General features: G+C 71.8%; 15 protein-coding genes and 1 pseudogene. 7 read left to right on the forward strand and 9 right to left on the reverse strand.

Annotated elements, in window-relative coordinates:
* Positions 1-51: 51 nt before the first annotated feature.
* Complete coding sequence (locus IEX69_RS08440; RefSeq protein ID WP_174604498.1) at positions 52-1,110, reverse strand: zinc-binding dehydrogenase; 1,059 nt, start codon at positions 1,108-1,110, stop codon at positions 52-54.
* A 52-nt stretch (positions 1,111-1,162) separates the two neighbouring features.
* Here IEX69_RS08440 and IEX69_RS08445 point away from each other — a divergent pair, with 52 nt between their 5' ends.
* Positions 1,163-1,585 carry a MarR family winged helix-turn-helix transcriptional regulator gene (locus IEX69_RS08445; RefSeq protein WP_085020582.1) on the forward strand — a complete coding sequence of 141 codons (423 nt, stop codon included), beginning with the start codon at positions 1,163-1,165 and terminating at the stop codon, positions 1,583-1,585.
* Positions 1,586-1,660: 75 nt separating this feature from the next.
* Here the strand turns inward: IEX69_RS08445 and IEX69_RS08450 are convergent, their stop codons facing one another.
* Positions 1,661-2,158 carry a MarR family winged helix-turn-helix transcriptional regulator gene (locus tag IEX69_RS08450; RefSeq protein WP_085020583.1) on the reverse strand — a complete coding sequence of 166 codons (498 nt, stop codon included), beginning with the start codon at positions 2,156-2,158 and terminating at the stop codon, positions 1,661-1,663.
* Positions 2,159-2,256: 98 nt separating this feature from the next.
* On the opposite strand from IEX69_RS08450, the gene IEX69_RS08455 reads away from it, so the two are divergent.
* Positions 2,257-3,048 carry an SDR family NAD(P)-dependent oxidoreductase gene (locus IEX69_RS08455; RefSeq protein ID WP_085020584.1) on the forward strand — a complete coding sequence of 264 codons (792 nt, stop codon included), beginning with the start codon at positions 2,257-2,259 and terminating at the stop codon, positions 3,046-3,048.
* A 43-nt stretch (positions 3,049-3,091) separates the two neighbouring features.
* Here IEX69_RS08455 and IEX69_RS08460 read toward each other — a convergent pair whose 3' ends face one another.
* From IEX69_RS08460 to IEX69_RS20870, 4 genes and pseudogenes are all read right to left on the reverse strand, one after another.
* A complete protein-coding gene (locus IEX69_RS08460) occupies positions 3,092-3,925 on the reverse strand; it encodes a class II glutamine amidotransferase (RefSeq protein WP_085020585.1) in 834 nt (277 codons plus the stop codon).
* A 56-nt stretch (positions 3,926-3,981) separates the two neighbouring features.
* Complete coding sequence (locus IEX69_RS08465) at positions 3,982-5,169, reverse strand: substrate-binding domain-containing protein (protein WP_085020586.1); 1,188 nt, start codon at positions 5,167-5,169, stop codon at positions 3,982-3,984.
* 81 nt (positions 5,170-5,250) lie between these two features.
* The gene (locus tag IEX69_RS08470; RefSeq protein ID WP_085020587.1) at positions 5,251-5,871 is read right to left on the reverse strand and encodes a flavin reductase family protein; all 621 of its coding nucleotides are present in this window, start codon (positions 5,869-5,871) and stop codon (positions 5,251-5,253) included.
* Positions 5,861-7,006 (reverse strand): annotated as a pseudogene (locus tag IEX69_RS20870) (DUF1989 domain-containing protein). The gene IEX69_RS08470 and the pseudogene IEX69_RS20870 overlap by 11 nt, the downstream one beginning before the upstream one ends.
* Before the next feature lie 107 nt (positions 7,007-7,113).
* Between IEX69_RS20870 and IEX69_RS08485 the strand changes: the two are divergent.
* Positions 7,114-7,806, forward strand: a complete 693-nt coding sequence (locus IEX69_RS08485; protein WP_085020590.1) for a GntR family transcriptional regulator — start codon at positions 7,114-7,116, stop codon at positions 7,804-7,806.
* Positions 7,807-8,702: 896 nt separating this feature from the next.
* On the opposite strand, the gene IEX69_RS08490 is transcribed toward IEX69_RS08485, so the two are convergent.
* Positions 8,703-9,434 carry a 3'-5' exonuclease gene (locus IEX69_RS08490; RefSeq protein WP_085020591.1) on the reverse strand — a complete coding sequence of 244 codons (732 nt, stop codon included), beginning with the start codon at positions 9,432-9,434 and terminating at the stop codon, positions 8,703-8,705.
* A 696-nt stretch (positions 9,435-10,130) separates the two neighbouring features.
* The gene (locus IEX69_RS08495) at positions 10,131-11,048 is read right to left on the reverse strand and encodes an SDR family oxidoreductase (RefSeq protein ID WP_217348621.1); all 918 of its coding nucleotides are present in this window, start codon (positions 11,046-11,048) and stop codon (positions 10,131-10,133) included.
* A 77-nt stretch (positions 11,049-11,125) separates the two neighbouring features.
* Here IEX69_RS08495 and IEX69_RS08500 point away from each other — a divergent pair, with 77 nt between their 5' ends.
* The gene (locus IEX69_RS08500) at positions 11,126-11,689 is read left to right on the forward strand and encodes a TetR/AcrR family transcriptional regulator (protein ID WP_085020592.1); all 564 of its coding nucleotides are present in this window, start codon (positions 11,126-11,128) and stop codon (positions 11,687-11,689) included.
* 299 nt (positions 11,690-11,988) lie between these two features.
* Here the strand turns inward: IEX69_RS08500 and IEX69_RS08505 are convergent, their stop codons facing one another.
* Positions 11,989-12,786 (reverse strand): DeoR/GlpR family DNA-binding transcription regulator, encoded by a 798-nt coding sequence (locus IEX69_RS08505; RefSeq protein ID WP_085020593.1) that lies wholly within the window; start codon positions 12,784-12,786, stop codon positions 11,989-11,991.
* 71 nt (positions 12,787-12,857) lie between these two features.
* On the opposite strand from IEX69_RS08505, the gene galT reads away from it, so the two are divergent.
* Genes galT through galE form a run of 3 tightly spaced genes read left to right on the forward strand, consistent with a single transcriptional unit; the run spans position 12,858 to position 16,194 of the window.
* Positions 12,858-13,997 (forward strand): galactose-1-phosphate uridylyltransferase, encoded by a 1,140-nt coding sequence (gene galT, locus IEX69_RS08510; RefSeq protein ID WP_229756285.1) that lies wholly within the window; start codon positions 12,858-12,860, stop codon positions 13,995-13,997.
* Complete coding sequence (gene galK, locus IEX69_RS08515) at positions 13,994-15,235, forward strand: galactokinase (RefSeq protein WP_085020594.1); 1,242 nt, start codon at positions 13,994-13,996, stop codon at positions 15,233-15,235. The genes galT and galK overlap by 4 nt, the downstream gene beginning before the upstream one ends.
* The gene (gene galE / locus IEX69_RS08520; RefSeq protein ID WP_085020595.1) at positions 15,232-16,194 is read left to right on the forward strand and encodes a UDP-glucose 4-epimerase GalE; all 963 of its coding nucleotides are present in this window, start codon (positions 15,232-15,234) and stop codon (positions 16,192-16,194) included. The genes galK and galE overlap by 4 nt, the downstream gene beginning before the upstream one ends.
* Positions 16,195-16,200 lie beyond the last annotated feature (6 nt).

Below are 16,200 nucleotides of genomic sequence, written 5' to 3' on the forward strand. Positions count from 1 at the left end.
TCTCCTCCACGGACACCGCACCCTCCGGATGCGCCGGACCGGGCTGGCATCTCAGCCGACCGCGGCCGGCTCGAGGAGGACCTTGCCACCGACACCGCGAGCCAGCAGCTCATGCGCGCGGGCGGCCTCATCGAGAGGGATCCGCCCCTCGACGGCGGGGGCGATCGACCCGGTCGCCAGCAGGTCGAGCAGCGCGGAGAGATCGTCACGGAACCACTGACGATGCGCGGGGACGAACAGGCTCGACGCGTACCCGGCGACGCTGATGCCTCTGCTGAACAGGGCCAGGGTCGAGAGGCGGGGCGCGGAGGCCGCCACCCCGAGCAGCCCAAGGGCGGAACGACGCCCCCGCCTCAGCACCCCCGAGACGCCGTACTCGACGAGAGTGCCGCCCGGGGCCAGGAGCTGCAGCGACCGCCTCGCCGTCGAGCCGCCCATGCCGTCGAAGACGGCCTGCACCCCGTGCGGCTCTCGACGCAGCACGTCGCGTTCCCAGCGGAGGTCTCGGTCGAACGCCTCGACCCCGCGGCCGGCGAGTGCGGACATCCGCGTGCTGGACGACGTCCCGAGCACCCTGAGACCGAGGTGCTGCGCGAGCTCGACCAGGGCTCTTCCCACCCCGCCCGAGGCGCCGTGGACCAGCACCGGGGATCCCGACACGAGCGACGTGACCCGGGTGAGCATCTGCCACGCCGTGACGTGGTTCAGGATCACCGCCGCCGCTTCGTCGGAGGAGACGGCGTCCGGAATCGGAACGGTCAGGTCCGCCGACGCGTTCAGAGCGGATGCATATCCCCCGGTCCCCGACTCGGTGCGGACCGCGACCCGGTCACCGGGACGCAGACCGACGACGTCTCGGCCGATCTCGGCCACACGCCCCACAGCGTCGTACCCGGGGATCCTGGGATAGGGCAGCCCGGGGACGAGCCCCTCCCGCAGCAGGAGATCCCCGAAGGCGACCCCCGCGACCTCCACCTCGACCTGCACCTCCGTCGGCTGCGGTGGAGGCAGCTGCTCGGAACGCAGCTGCAGGGTGTCGGGACCCCCACGCCGGACCGCGGCGACCACGGTCCGAGGGATCCCCGACGGATCAGCAATATACTTGAACATATCAAGGATCATCACATTAACACTTGAATTATTCAAGGAGTGGAGAGATCGCATGGGCGCCCTGTCCGACATCATCGAGTCGCTCGAGCGACTGACCGCGGTCCACCACGCAGCGGCCGCCCCCGCCTTCGCACGCGCGGGTGTGACGGAGACCGAGGGCGCCCTGCTCTGGGCGCTGGCTCACGCCGAGCGGGATCTGACGATGTCGGAGGCCGCGACCGCGTTGGACTGCGACGCCTCGAACATCACCCTTCTGGCACGGCGGCTCGAGGGAGCGGAGCTCGCCGAGCGGATCCCGGACGCGGTCGACCGGCGCACGCGTCGGCTGCACCTCACGGATGCCGGGCGGCGGGTGATGGAAGAGGTCACCGCCGCCCTCGAGCGGCACACGCCGCTCGCCGCACTGACGTCCGCGCAACGAGCGCACCTGCGGTCCCTGCTGGACATCGCGACCGCGGGCCTTCCCGCCCGCTGACACCCGCCTCGCGCGCACAGCGACTGAGACCCGAGGGTCGCGCCGCAAGGAACGAGCGGCGCGGCGTCACGCGGCTCAGCTCGGCGGCGCCGGTGGCCGCCACGAGCCCTCCTCGCGGAGCGATCGCTGGATGCGGCGGGTGATCTCGAGCAGCTGGCGCTTCTGCGCGGCGGTGAGGGCGTCGAGCACGAGACGGTGCACGTTCTCCTCGTGCGAGGGCGTGGCGCGTGCGAACACGTCGCGGCCCTCGTCGGTCAGCGCGACCACGATCGAGCGTCCGTCGAGGGGATCGCGCGACCGCTTCGCCCAGCCCCGCGACTCCAGGCGAGTGACGGCGCGGGAGAGCCGGGAGATCGAGCTGCGGGCGTAGCCGGCGAGCACCCCGATCCGGAGGCTCTGGTGGTCGGCGCCGGCCAGGGCGTAGAGGATGCCGTACTCGAAGTGGGTGAGGTCGAACGCCTTCTCGAGCGGCTCGTCGAGCGCCGGCGGGAGCCACTCCAACACGGTCGCGAGCGAGGCCCAGGTCTCGAGGTCGCTCCCCTCCAGCGCACGAGGCGTCGGGGGTGTCTGCATGCTCCGAGGATAGCGTCCCCGGCCGCATTCATTTGCTCAGTCAAGCATCTCGGCCTCTAAGATGTTTGACTGAGCAAACAAAAAAGGAGGACGTCACCATGGACACCGGTCTCGTCGGCAGGCGCGCGTTCATCAGCGGATCGACCCAGGGCATCGGCTACGCCATCGCCCGCGGACTGCTGCAGGAGGGAGCCGAGGTCATCGTGAACGGCCGCACCGCAGCCCGGGTGGAGGAGGCGGTCGACGCGCTGCGCGCGGAGCATCCCGGCTCGATCATCGACGGGATCGCCGCCGACATGGCGGACGCGGACCAGGCGGCGGGGCTCGGCGAGCGAATCGCCGACGTCGACGTCCTCGTGAACAACGTCGGACTGTTCGGCGTGGCCGACTTCCTCGACGTCGCCGACGAGGAGTGGGCCCGGTACCTCGAGGTCAACCTGATGAGCGGCGTCAGGCTGTCGCGCGCCATGCTCCCGGCCATGCTCGAGCGAGGGACCGGGCGCATCCTGTTCGTCAGCAGCGAGTCGGGTGTCAACGTCCCGGCGGACATGATCCACTACGGCGTGACCAAGGCGGGCATGATCGCGCTCGCCAACGGGCTCGCGAAGCTGACCAGGGGCACCGGCGTGACCGTGAACACCATCCTCGGCGGACCGACGTACTCCGAGGGCGTCGCCGGGGCCGTCGAGCACGTGGCCTCGCTGCAGGGAGTCGATGCTCAGCAGATGAAGGAGGCGATCGCCGCCGGCAACACCACCTCGCTCCTCGGTCGCTTCCTCGAGCCCGACGAGATCGCGCACCTCGCGGTCTACCTCGCGAGCCCGCTCGCCTCGGCCACCAACGGCGCCGCCGTCCGCGCCGACGGCGGCGTGCTCACCGCGATGCTCTGAGGGCGGCTCGTGCCGGGTCCGCTCAGCGGAGCGCCGGATTCGCTCAGCGGAGGAAGGGCTCCAGACGACAGCCCGTCCGGTCGACCACCACGACGGTCGACTCGGGCACCTCGATGAACGCCCCGGGCAGGTCGCTGAGCGGCTCCGACACCACGACGCGAGCACCCTTGGTGAACACCCTGAGGCGGTCCAGGTCGGGGTAGGTCTGCTGCAGGGTGCCGAGGTCCTCGGAGTAGAAGAGGGTGCGCGAGTCGTGGATCGAGGAGTAGCGGAACGCCCAGATCGTGGTGCCGTCCGTCACCGCGAAGGTCCCCTGCACCGGATGCGGGATGCCGAGCTGGTCGCCGATCCGCTCCACCTCGCGGAGCGTGCGGCTCATCGCCGCGAGCGGGTCCTCGCGGAGACCGTGGGTGAGGGCGAGGTGGAAAAGCACCTCGGAGTCCGTGGTGCCCCGCACCTCGGGGAACAGCGCGGGGTCGATGAGCAGCAGCAGCTCGCGACGCATCCGCGTGAAGCCGTGCAGGGCGCCGTTGTGCATGAACAGCCAGTTCTCGTGCCGGAACGGATGGCAGTTCGTCCGCTGGATGGGTGGCCCGCTGGCGGCGCGGACGTGGGCGAAGAACAGCGGCGTCTCGATCGCCCTGGCGATCTCGCTCAGGTTCTCGTCGAACCAGGCGGGCTCCACGCTGCGGAAGAGCGCGGGCGCCTTGCCCGGCACATCGCCCGCCGGATACCAGCCGATCCCGAACCCGTCGCCGTTCACCGTCTCCTTGCCGAGCGGCGAGTTGAGCGACTGGGCGACGAGGGAGTGCGGGGTGTCGAGGATGAGCGTCGACGGATGCAGGGCCTCCCCCGCGTAGGCGACCCAGCGACACATCCGCCCCACCTCCTCGTGGGCCCGACCCTAGCGCGGTCGGACCCACGAGCCCAGAATCAGAACCCGATCGAGGTGTCGATGAACTCGTTGGTGGCGATCGAGTCGGGGGTCAGCCCGGCGGCCGGCGGCGTGCCCTGCTCCTCGAACAGCGGGGTGGTGATGTCGATGATCTTCTGGATGCGGTCCATGTCGAAGTCGCCGACCGTCTCGTTCGATCCGTTGCCGACCAGGCCGAGGTCGACCTGCGTCTTCGCGGAGTAGGCGGCGACACCGGGCGTGTACACCCACCCGTTGTCGAACTGGTCGACGGCCTCGAGGATGAGGTCGTTCGTCGCCGCGGGGTCGGCGTAGTAGTCGACGGTCGCCTGCTGGACGATCGGCACCAGCTTCGTCAGGCACGGGCTGAGCGACTCGAGGTCGCCGGTGCGCACGGAGAGGGCGGACGCGTAGATCGGGTACCCGGCGTCATGGATGAGCTGGTAGGCCACGGGCTTGCCCCACGACGACAGCTCGTTCTCGTAGACATAGGGCTCGACCGTGGCGAAGCCCTGCTGCGCATCCTTCCCACCGGCGGCGACGAAGTTCGCCGGCGTGCCGTCGTAGCTGCCGTCCACGTGCGAGGCGGGCAGGATGCCGGAGCCCATCAGGTACTCCATGTAGGCGGCGCCCCCGAAGTAGCGCACGACGGCGTCGGTCTTGCCCAGGTCGGCGATGGTCTTCACGTCGGGGTAGGTCGCCGGATCCCACATGATGATCTGCGGACCGACCTCGAAGGGGGCGAAGACGGCCGTCGTGGGCATGTCGGCCGACAGCTGCACCGCCTCGTCGGTGTTCGCGTAGCCGAGCGTGATGGACGGGTCGGTGTACTGCTGGCTGGTCACCGTCTGGAAGCCGATCGCCGGGCCGCCGGAGCGCACCTCCACGTCCACCCCGGTGTACTCGCCACCCGCCATGAGCGGACCGGAGACGGCCTTCTTGTCGGCGTCGATGACCGGATCCGGTCCGATGAGCTGGTACAGGTTGCCCTGCTCCGCCTCCGGGTTCCAGTCGGTCTGGATGACCACGGTCGCCGGGCACACACCCGACAGGTCGACGGAGCCGATCGCGAGGTCGGACGACGCGGTGGCGCCGGTGGAACCCGCTCCGCCGGAGCAGGCGGTGAGCGCGGCGGCGAGGCCGAGGAGCGCGGTCCCCGCCGCGAGGCGGGTGATGCGGCGGGCGGACGGGCGGTGGTGCATGGGCATGGTGTGCCTCCGGTGGGGAAGGGGGTGCGGGACGGGTGGTGGTGCGTGCGGGGGGGGTTCGGGGTCCTGGAGGGTGACCGGTCAGGTGAGGGTGTCGATGGGGGTGGAGAGCGCGCCGACCGAGAAGCGGTCGCGGGTGGTGGTGTAGAAGCTGGCTCCGAATCGTGCGACCGGATGGTAGTCGCCGAGCCGGACCCGCCAGGCGTCGGTGTCGATGAGGTCGAGGCGGGTGTGGAGCGAGAGGATGCGCCCGAGGAAGACCTCGCGGCTCTCGGTCTCGAGCTTCTCGTGCAGCACGCACTCGAAGGCGACCGGCGCATCCGGGATCGTCGGCGGCCGGACCGCCTTCGAGGGCGTGGTGCCCAGGCCCACCGCCTCCAGCTCGCTGGATCCGGCCGGGAGTCGCTCCCCGCATCCGTCGGCGGCGGCGACCAGGGGCTCGTCGACCATGTGCACGACGAACTCGCGCTCGCGGTCGATGTTGCGGGCGGTGTCCTTCTGGCCTCCGCCCGCGAGGCGGTTGAGGCTGATCATCACGAGCGGCGGCTCCTCGCCCACCATGCAGAACATGCTGAACGGGGCCGCGTTGACCACTCCCCCCTCGTCGAGCGTGGTCACGAGCGCGATCGGACGCGGCACGATGAGGCTCGCCATCAGCTTGTAGCGCTCGTACTCGCCGAGCCGGGTGAAGTCAATGTCCATGGGTCGCGGCCCACCACGAGAAGAGGACGTCGCGGAGGCCGGCGCCGCGCGTGGCGTAGCGGGCGGAGAGGCCGTCGTCCCACATCCGCTCGAAGAGCGATCGCGTGTCCGCGTCGAGCTCGACGTCCTCGACCGTCGTGACGACGGCGTCGGTGAGGAACGCGGGCACGTAGGAGGGATCGCGCGTGAGCGCCCGCTCCGAGCGGATGCGCGGCTGCGCGAAGTCGGCGGGCGTGCGCTGCGAGTCATACTCCCAGAGCTCGGGGACGGCGGCGAGGTCGGCCTCGGAGGCGCGGAAGCGCTGCACGAGCACCGGCTTCAACGAGTAGTTGCTGGTGGGCTGCACGTCGGATCCGCAGATGTTCGGCACCGCCAGCACGTCCATGAGGGCGAGCAGCTCGACGTGGTCGCCCGGGGCGGTGTCCTGACGGCGGATGCGCGGCATGCCGTCGACGACCTCGGTCGACATGAACAGGTTGAAGGAGTCGTGCACGTCGTCGGGTGTGAGTCCGTACTCGCGCTACGCCTCCGCCTGGATGTCGGCGCAGTTGGTGTGACGGGTGAAGCCGTAGACGGACTCGTACATGTTCGCGCTGCAGCGTGGGAAGAGCACGTCGTTGCAGCCCACGCTGTCGGCGAGGATGAACATCATCGCCCGCTCGCGCGGCGGGGCCGACCAGAGGAAGTCGCCCGTGGTGGGGTTGATTCCGTGCAGCGTGCGGGTGCGGCCGGTGTGGAACGCCTCGCGGTAGTCGGCCATGCTGAAGCAGTTGAAGTCGAGGCACTGCGAGCCCTCGATCTGCTCGAGGCGGAGCACCTCGCCCGCGGCCATCTCGATCGCGCGACCGGTGCCCGGCTCGAGCACGAGCTCGTCGAGAAGCTCCCGCTCTGCACCCGGGCGCTTCGGCAGGTGGTCTCGCCAGGCGCGTTCGCGGCGGCTCGTGGCGGGCATGGGCAGACGACTGAAGTCGCCCTCGACGGTCTCCCGGACGGCGCGGGCGGCCAGGCCGGCGAGGTCCCTCGCCTCGCCCGAGGCCAGGGAGCGGGCGATCGTCTCCTGCTGCTGCGCCGTGAGAGAAAGAGCGATGCGGCTCGTGGTGCTGGTGGCTGGGGTGGTGCTGGCGGTCGTGTTCATCGATCCGTTCCTCGTGGTGTCGATACAGTATGCCGTAGTGAATGTTTCGGTATACCGTCGCTGGATGTTTCGGGCAGGTAAATTCGCTCGTGCGGTATCCTGCAGGCATGACCGACGTGCTCGACCCGTCCGCCTCGAAGAGCGGCACGGCGTACACCGCGCTGCGCGACGCGATCATGGAGAACGCGCTCAAGCCGGGGACGAAGCTCCCGGAGGACGCGCTCGGCAAGAGCTTCGGCGTGAGCCGGACCCTCATCCGATCAGCGCTGCAGCGGCTGGCCTCGGAGGGGCTCGTCGAAGTGGGACGCACGAAGTCGGCCCGGGTCGCCGAGCCGAGCCGGGAGGAGGCGCACGAGGCGTTCGCGGTGCGGCGCGCCCTGGAGCGCGCCGTCGTCGCCACGCTCGCCCGATCCTGGCGCGACGAGTTCTCGGCGCCGCTTCGCGCGCACATCGACGCGGAGCGGGAGGCCTCCGCGGCGGGCGACCATCGCCGGTCCGTGCGCCTCGGGGCCGAGTTCCATCTGCTGCTCGCGCAGCTCACCGAGAACGCCCTTCTGCTGCGGTATCTCTCGGAGGTGGTGTCGCGGTGCACGCTGATCCTCGCCGTGTTCGGGCACTCGCACCCGCAGACCGAGGGGCTGATCGAGCACGAGCAGCTCGTCGCGGCGATGTCGGCCGGGGACGCCGAGCGCGCGGCCGCCATCGTCGACGGCCACATCGAGGCGGTCGAGGAGCGCGCCCTCGGCGACGAGGACCCGGGCGGCTCCCTCGACGAGGTCCTCGCGCGCTACCGCCGCTGAGCCCGCGCGCCGCGCGGCGGCGCCGCGCTGGGCGCGGCGCGGGGCGCGCGGCGCGCGGCCGGTGTGGATCTGACAGTCGTGATGGCCTCGAAGCGCGAAAGGTCGCCACAACTGCCAGATCCGTTAGCCACCTGCAGCGCACGGGCCCCCGGGGGGGGCGGGGCGGCCATGAGCCACCGACAACGCCGCCCAGAGCGGATCTGACAGTCGTGGCGGCCTCGAAGCGCGGACGGCCGCCACAAGTGCCAGATCCACTACCCGCCAAGAGAGCGCGTGTGCGGCGGGGCGGCCATGCCCCGCCGACAAGGCCACCCAGAGCGGATCTGACAGTCATGGCGGCCTCGAAGCGCGGAAGACCGCCACAAGTGCCAGATCCGTCACCCACCGAGAGCGCGTGTGCCGGGGGGGGCTGGCCAATCGGACATGGACACCCGGAGTGGATCTGACAGTCGTGGTGGCCTCTGAGGGCGGGAGGTCGCCACAAGTGCCAGATCCGTCACCCACCGAGAGCGCACGAGCGGCGGGGCGGCCATGACCCGCCAAAAGGCCAGTCGGAGCGGATCTGACAGTCATGGTGGGCTCGGAGCCCGGGAGGTCGCCACGAGTGCCAGATCCGTCACCCGGCGAGAGCGCGTGTGCGGCGGGGGCGGCCCTGGCCAATCGACAAGGGCGCCCAGAGTGGATCTGACAGTCGTGGCGGCCTCGAAGCACGGTTGGCCGCCACAAGTGCCAGATCCGTTACCGCCAGGGGTGGGCGTGCGGCGGGACGGCCATCGTCCACGGAAGAGGGCCGCCCACAGCGGATCTGACACTCGTGGTGGCCTCGGCGGGCGGGAGGTCGCCGCGAGTGCCAGATCCGCTGCCCGCCTGGAACTCCCGGTTGGCGGGGCAGGGCTCTACACGAACGCGGGCAGGCGCAGTCCGAGCTCGGCGGCGGGGAGACCTGCCGCGGCTCGGGCTATCTCGCGCGGCACCCACGGAGCCCGGCCGTCGGAGACCGGCATCGAGGATGAGGCGGCGGTCCGCGCATGCGACCCTCGGCCCACCCGAAACGGCGGCCACGGTGTCGCCGACGCGCGGTCGAGGCGCGCATCCCACCAGCCGCGATCGCGCGACGAGGCGATGTAGCACTCGAGGAGGACGGCGGTGGCGCGGGCATCCGCCGAGGCGCGGTGCGCGTCGCGGAGGTCGATGCCGAACACCTCGCAGCACGCCCGGAGCGAGCGGCGGGAGTCGGGCAGGAAGTGCCTGGCCAGCTGCATGGTGCAGAGCGACACGACGGGGCCCGGCGGGTATCCCGCGGCGAGGAGCTCGGTGCGGAGGAACGCGAGATCGAACGCGGCGTTGTGCGCCACGATGACCCGCCCGGCCAGGAGCTCGAGGAGCTGCGGCGCGATCTGCCGGAACGTCGGGGCGTGGGCGACCTCGCGCGCGGAGATGCGGTGGATGCGCGTGGGCCCGACAGCCGGGCCGGCGTGGATGAGGGTGTCGTGCTCCTCGGTGATGGTGCCGTCGCGGTCGCTCAGCACCACTCCGATCTCGATCGCCCGCGATCCCCGCGCCGGCGAGAGCCCGGTCGTCTCGAAGTCGATGACCGCGAACCCGCGGTGCGCCCTGCTGTGTTCCATCCTGCGCCCGACGCTAGGTCCACCCTCCGACACCGCCCGCCCCCTCCTCCGCGCTCGCGCTCGCGTCCCGCGCTCGCTGCGGCGGATCTGACACTCGTGGCGGCCTTCCGCCCGCCGAGCCCACCACGACTGTCAAATCCAGCACCCCCTCCCCCGCGCTCGCGTCCCGCGCTCCCGTCCCGCGCTCGCTGTGGCGGTTTGGACACTCGTGACGACCTTCCGGCCGCCGAGCCCACCACGACTGTCAAATGCAGCACGCCCTCCCCGGCGCCTGCATCCCGCACTCGCTCGCTGCGGCGGATCTGACACTCGTGGCGACCTTCCGCCCGCCGAGGCCACCACGACCGTCAGATCCAGCACGCCCTTCCCGGCGCTCGCATTCCCCGCTCCCGTCCCGCGCTCGCTGCGGCGGATCTGACACTCGTGGCGACCTTCCGCCCGCCGAGGCCACCACGACCGCCAGATCCAGCACCCGTCCGGTGCACGACGGAGGTGGTGCGGCCGGTCGCGCGGTCGCTCATCACGGAATACGCGCAAGCGCGCGGAATAGCGCCGCGCTTCCCCGTATTCCGTGACGAGCGACCGGCTTGTCCCACGTGCCGTCCCGGGCGCACCCGGGAACGGCGGCAGCAGAGCATCCGGACCCGCGTGCCTCGCGCCGCTCCGCCCGTGGGGCGCACGCGGGGCGGCGGCGGGCTACGCGTCGAACCAGGAGCCCTCGGAGAGGTCCTGCGTCAGGGTGGGGCCCGTGGGGGTCCAGTGCATCCACTCGCGGGTGAGCGCGTTGCTCGCCGGGATGTCGCTGCCGATGAAGGCGGCGAGCCAGCCGAAGTGCGCCGGCGCATCCGCGGGGTCGATGGACGCGGTGGGCACGCCGAGCCGTGCGCCGACGAGCTCGGCGACGTCGCGGATCACCACCGCCTCCTCCCCGACGCCGTGGAGCGTCGTCCCCGCCGGCGCGGCCTCGAGCGCGAGACGCACCAGCCGCGCGGCATCCGACACGTGCACCGCCGACCAGCGGTTCGAGCCGTCGCCGACGTAGCCCGCCACCCCCGTCCGCCTCGCGATGTCGACGTACTCGCCCATGAAGCCGCGCTTGACGCTGTCGTGGACGGTCGGCGCGAAGCGGACGACCGAGGAGCGGACTCCCCTCGCGGCGAGCCCGAGCACATAGCGGCCGTTCGCGGCGCGGTCGCCGTTCGCGGCGGAGGCCTCCGCATCCGGATCGTCGGTCTCGAGCGCCAGCCGGCCGGGCGCGATGCCGGCGGTGCCGCCGGCGATCGACAGCGGCTTGCCCGTGCCCTCGAGCACGTCGGCCATGGCCTCGAGCACGGCGCGGTCGAGCGCGACGTTTTTCGGGAACTCCGTGAAGACGTGGCGGAACGCCATGTGGGCCACGCCGTCGGCGCCGGCGGCGCCGGCGGCGAAGGTCTCGGGCTCCTCGAGCGAGCCGCGGGCGACCGAGGCGCCGAGGGCTCGGATGACGTCCGCCGACTCCTCGGATCGTGCCAGCCCGACGACCTCGTGCCCGTTCGACAGCAGCTCGGTGGTGACGGCCGATCCGATGAACCCGGATGCGCCCGTGACGAAGATCTTCATGATGACTCCATTCATGTCAGTTCCTGACATCAGAGACGCTACACCTGATGTCAGCTTCTGTCATCACAGCCTCCTCCGCGTAGGATCAGGGCATGGGACGTTGGGAGCCGAACGCGCCCGGCCGCCTCACGGTGGCCGCGCTCGACCTCTACGTCGAGCGCGGGTACGAGCAGACCACGGTCGCAGAGATCGCCGCGCGGGCCGGCGTGACGGAGCGGACCTTCTTCCGGCACTTCACCGACAAGCGCGAGGTGCTCTTCGACGGATCGAGCGGATTGATCGAGCTGCTCGTCGACGGGACGGCGTCGGCGCCCACGGATGCCTCGCCCCTCGAGGCGGTCCAGGTCGCGCTCGAGGTCGCGGCGGAGCGGTTCTTCGAGCAGCGCGCGGACTTCGCCCGGAAGCGCCAGCGCGTGCTCGCCGCGAACCCGCCGCTGGCGGAGCGCGAGCTGATGAAGCTCACCACCTTCGCCGCGGCGATCTCCGGCGCCCTCCGCGACCGGGGCGTGCCGGCCGCCGCCGCGCAGATGGCGGCGGAGGCGGGGATGGTGGCCCTCCGCGTGGCCTTCTCCCGCTGGGCCGAGGGCGAGGAGGAGCACCTTACCCCCCTCCTCCGCGAGGCCTTCGCCGACCTCCGCGCCGCCCTCGCCCCCTGAGCCACCTGGCTGCCGCCCCGAGGTGGGAGTGCGTCGAGTGCTCACTTTCGGGGTCACTCTGCGGCGGATCGCACCACAGGTGAGCAGTCGAGCCCGCCCGCCCGCACGAGCGCGGGCGTGGGCTCCGGTGCACACGCTCCGACGTCAGGGTGCCAACTCCGGAGTCCTGGCGCGACACGCCTGCAGATCTCCGGAGTTGGCTCGAACTAGCCAAGATCTCCGGAGTTGGCTCCAGCCAGCAGCCAACCAACCAACCGACCAGCCGGGCCGGGCCTGGGAGCAGCGCTGCCCGTGCCGGGCTACGCCTCCCACAGCACGGCGCCGGCGGCGCGGAGCGCCGCGAGCGCGGCGGGCGGCGCCTCCGCCCCCGTGATCACGCGCTCGAACTCGTCGAGGCGACCCACCACGCCCACGTGGGCGCGGCCGAGCTTGGTCGAGTCGGCGACCACGACGGCCGACCCGGCCGACTCGAGCATGGCCCGCTTGAGCTCCGCCTCCGGCAGGTTCACGTTCGTGACGCCCGCCGACGCCTCCACCCCCGTGCATCCGATGACGGCGAGGTCGGCGCGGATGCGCCCCAGCACGGCCGAGGCGTACGGCGCGACGAGCGAGTGCTGCAGCGGACGCAGCGTGCCGCCCGTGACGACGACGGTGAACCGCGGGATGGCCCGCTCCAACGCGAGCGCGATCGACAGCCCGTTGGTGATGACGACGACGTCGTCGAGGTCCTCCCGCTCGAGCAGGGCATCGGCGACGGCGGCGGTCGTCGTTCCGACGTCGAGCAGCACGCTCATCCCGCTGCGCACGAGCGACGCCGCGGCCACGCCGATGCGCCGCTTCTCATCGGCCGAGGTGTCCTGCGCGGTCTCGAACGACGGCTCGAGCCGGCGCGGCCCGCCGCGGAGGACCGCTCCGCCGTGCACGCGCTCGAGCGAGCCCTCCGCCTCGAGCGCGCCGAGGTCGGTGCGCACGGTCACCTCGGAGACGCCCAGCGCGCGGCTCAGGTCCGCCACCCGCGCGAAGCCCGTCTCGGCGACCAGCGCGAGCATCTCCGTGCGGCGCAACGACGCTGATCCCTCCGGAGTCGACTCCACCACATCCCGATCTTACGAAACAGAAAGCGGATGCGCGACTTGACTTGCGCATCCGAAAGTGACGTAATCGTGGTGTGACCGCAGACCTTCTCACCGGAGGCATCACGAAGCGGGTGACGCGACTGGCCGACGGGCGCGAGCTGATCTACTTCGACGACGCCGACACCACCCTCGATCCCGAGCGCGCGCCCGACCGACGCGAGCCCGCACCGCGGCCGCCCGTGGCCGAGATGCGGCAGGATGCGTTGACCGGCGAGTGGATCTCGATCGCGGCGGCCCGCCAGAACCGCGTGATGCTGCCGCCCGCGCACCTCGACCCGCTCGCTCCGAGCACCCCCGGCAACCTCACCGAGGTGCCGAGCCGGTACGACGTCGCCGTGTTCGAGAACAAGTCGCCGTCCTTCGGACCGAACCTGGCCGACGCGAGCGACGACGCCGAGCACGAGCTCGCCAGCCTCGCGGAGGTCGGACTCGGCCGCACGAAGACGTCCGTCGGCCGCTGCGAGGTCGTCTGCTTCAGCCCCGAGACCGACGGCTCGTTCGCGACGCTCTCTCCGAGCCGCGCCCGCACCGTGGTGGAGGCCTGGGCCGACCGCACCGCGGCGCTCTCGGCGCTGCCGGGTGTGCAGCAGGTGTTCCCCTTCGAGAACCGCGGCGAGGCGATCGGCGTGACCCTCCACCATCCGCACGGCCAGATCTACGCCTACCCGTACGTCACCCCCAAGACGACGGCCCTCCTGCGCTCGATCGAGCGCTACGGCCCGACCCTCTTCGACGACGTGCTCGCGTTCGAGCAGGCGTCCGAGCGGATGCTGGTGCGCGGCGAGCACGTGAGCGTCTTCGTGCCCTTCGCGGCCCGATGGCCCCTCGAGGTCCACCTCCTCCCCCATCGGCAGGTCCCCGACCTCGCGGCGACGACGCCGGAGGAGCGCGACGAGATCGCCCGCGTCTACCGCCGCGTCCTCCGCGCGCTCGACCGCCTGTACGACACCCCGACGCCGTACATCGCCGCCTGGCACCAGGCTCCGGTCGCGACCCACCGCGACGACATCCGCCTCATGCTGCAGATCACCTCGCCGCGGCGGGCGGCCGACAAGATGAAGTTCCTGGCGGGATCCGAGTCGGCGATGGGCGCCTTCATCGGCGACGTGCCGCCCGAGACCACGGCGCGGATGCTGCGCACCGCCCTCGACGAGATGGACGACGACGAATGAGCACCTCGCACGACACGACGCACCCGGCGTCCACCCCGCATCCGGACCCCTCGCCGAACCCGGCGCCGCAGCTCGTCGCCGACGCGCGGCGCGGCTTCGAGGAGCGCTTCGGAGCGGAGCCCACGTCGCTCTGGGCCGCCCCCGGCCGGGTCAACCTCATCGGCGAGCACACCGACTACAACGACGGGTTCGTGCTCCCGTTCGCCATCGACCGCCACACCGTGCTGGCCGTGCGGCAGAGGGACGACCGCGTCGTCCGCGTCGCGAGCGCGATCGCCGACGAGACCGTCGAGATCCCCCTCGACGACCTGACCCCGGATGCGGTGGAGGGCTGGTCGGCGTATCCGCTCGGTGTGATTTGGGCGGCCGGGCGGGCGGGCGTCGACCTCGACGCGGTGTCGGGCCTCGACCTGTACTTCGTGTCCGACGTGCCCGTCGGCGCCGGGCTGTCCTCGTCCGCGGCCATCGAGTGCGCCACGGCGGCCGCGATCGACTCGCTGTGGGATCTCCGGCTCGAGCGGTCGAGCCTCGCCCGCATCGGACAGCTCGCCGAGAACGAGGCCGTCGGCGCCCCGACCGGGATCATGGACCAGTCCGCCTCGCTCATGGGCCGCGCCGACTCGGCCGTGCTGCTCGACTGCCGGTCGCTCGACGCGACCGTCGTCCCGCTCGGGCTGAGCGACGAGGACCTCGTCATCGTGGTCATCGACACGCGCGTCTCGCACGCGCACGCCACGGGCGGCTACGCCGACCGCCGCGCCTCCTGCGAGCGCGGCGCGGCGGCGATGGGCGTCGCGAAGCTGCGCGACCTCTCGTCGGGCGACCTCGGCCGCGCGGAGCGCATCCTCGACGACGAGACCTTCCGCAGGGTCCGGCACATCGTGACGGAGGACGAGCGCGTACTCGCCCTCGTGCGGCGTCTGGCAGAGTCGGGCGCGGCCTCCGTCGGCGACCTGCTCGACGCCTCCCACGCGTCGATGCGCGACGACTTCGAGATCTCGGTGCCCGAGCTCGACCTCGCGGTGGAGACCGCGCGGTCCGCGGGCGCCGTCGGAGCACGCATGACGGGCGGCGGGTTCGGCGGGTCGGCGATCGCGCTCGTCCCGCGCGCGTCCGCCGCGGCGGTGGGCGACGCGGTCCGGGCGGCGTTCGCGGCCGCCGGATTCCGCGAGCCGGGTATCTTCGAGGTCGTGCCGTCGGCGGGAGCCGGGGCCGTGGCGGACGGGGGATCACGATGAGCTGGCTGGTCACGGGAGGGGCGGGCTACATCGGCTCGCACGTCGTCGTCGCGCTGCAGGATGCGGGGCTCGCGCCGGTGGTGATCGACGACCTCTCGTCGGGTCACCGCGGGTTCGTGCCGGCGGACGTGCCGTTCGTGGAGGGCAGCATCCTCGACCGCGCTCTCATCGCCGACGTCCTGCGCTCCCACGAGGTGGAGGGCGTCATCCACGTCGCCGGCTACAAGTATGCGGGCGTCTCCGTGCAGCGGCCGCTCCACACCTACGAGCAGAACGTCACCGGCACGGCCGTCCTGCTGGGCGCCATGGAGGAGGTCGGCGTCTCCCGCATCGTGTTCTCCTCGAGCGCGGCCGTCTACGGCACGCCCGACACCGACCTCGTCACCGAGGACACCCCGAAGGCGCCGCAGTCGCCGTACGGGGAGTCGAAGCTCATCGGAGAGTGGCTGCTCCGCGACCAGGGCGTCGCGACCGGACTCGTGCACACCTCGCTGCGGTACTTCAACGTGGTCGGCTCGGGCCGACCCGACCTCTACGACACCAGTCCGCACAACCTCTTCCCTCTCGTCTTCGACGCCCTCCTCGACGGACGCGCGCCCCGCATCAACGGCGACGACTACGACACCCCCGACGGCACCTGCGTGCGCGACTACATCCACGTCGCCGACCTCGCGCTCGCCCACGTCGCGGCGGCCCGCGCGCTGGCCGCGGGCTCTCCGCTGCTGCACGCCTACAACCTGGGCTCGGGCGACGGCGTCTCGGTGCGGCAGATCATGGATGCGATGGCCGCGGTGACGGGGATCGCCTTCACCCCCGAGATCGGGCCCCGCCGCCCGGGCGACCCCGCTCGCATCGTCGCGTCGGGCGAGCTCGCCGCCCGCGACCTCGACTGGCGGATGCGCCACTCCCTCGACGACATGGTCGCCTCCGCCTGGTCCGCCCGCCGCGCCCACCCCTGAGCCGCG

Origin of the sequence: Cnuibacter physcomitrellae, from assembly GCF_014640535.1 — a bacterium.
GTDB lineage: Bacteria > Actinomycetota > Actinomycetes > Actinomycetales > Microbacteriaceae > Cnuibacter > Cnuibacter physcomitrellae.

Excerpts from the sequence above, each read along its gene's own strand:
- IEX69_RS08465 (WP_085020586.1), bottom strand. The coding sequence starts at position 5,169 with ATGCCCATGCACCACCGCCCGTCCGCCCGCCGCATCACCCGCCTCGCG.
- IEX69_RS08470 (WP_085020587.1), bottom strand. The coding sequence starts at position 5,871 with ATGGACATTGACTTCACCCGGCTCGGCGAGTACGAGCGCTACAAGCTG.
- galK (WP_085020594.1), top strand. The coding sequence starts at position 13,994 with ATGAGCACCTCGCACGACACGACGCACCCGGCGTCCACCCCGCATCCG.
- IEX69_RS08495 (WP_217348621.1), bottom strand. The coding sequence starts at position 11,048 with ATGAATGGAGTCATCATGAAGATCTTCGTCACGGGCGCATCCGGGTTC.
- IEX69_RS08485 (WP_085020590.1), top strand. The coding sequence starts at position 7,114 with ATGACCGACGTGCTCGACCCGTCCGCCTCGAAGAGCGGCACGGCGTAC.
- IEX69_RS08445 (WP_085020582.1), top strand. The coding sequence starts at position 1,163 with ATGGGCGCCCTGTCCGACATCATCGAGTCGCTCGAGCGACTGACCGCG.
- galE (WP_085020595.1), top strand. The coding sequence starts at position 15,232 with ATGAGCTGGCTGGTCACGGGAGGGGCGGGCTACATCGGCTCGCACGTC.
- IEX69_RS08500 (WP_085020592.1), top strand. The coding sequence starts at position 11,126 with ATGGGACGTTGGGAGCCGAACGCGCCCGGCCGCCTCACGGTGGCCGCG.
- IEX69_RS08490 (WP_085020591.1), bottom strand. The coding sequence starts at position 9,434 with ATGGAACACAGCAGGGCGCACCGCGGGTTCGCGGTCATCGACTTCGAG.
- IEX69_RS08450 (WP_085020583.1), bottom strand. The coding sequence starts at position 2,158 with ATGCAGACACCCCCGACGCCTCGTGCGCTGGAGGGGAGCGACCTCGAG.
- IEX69_RS08440 (WP_174604498.1), bottom strand. The coding sequence starts at position 1,110 with ATGTTCAAGTATATTGCTGATCCGTCGGGGATCCCTCGGACCGTGGTC.
- IEX69_RS08455 (WP_085020584.1), top strand. The coding sequence starts at position 2,257 with ATGGACACCGGTCTCGTCGGCAGGCGCGCGTTCATCAGCGGATCGACC.
- IEX69_RS08460 (WP_085020585.1), bottom strand. The coding sequence starts at position 3,925 with ATGTGTCGCTGGGTCGCCTACGCGGGGGAGGCCCTGCATCCGTCGACG.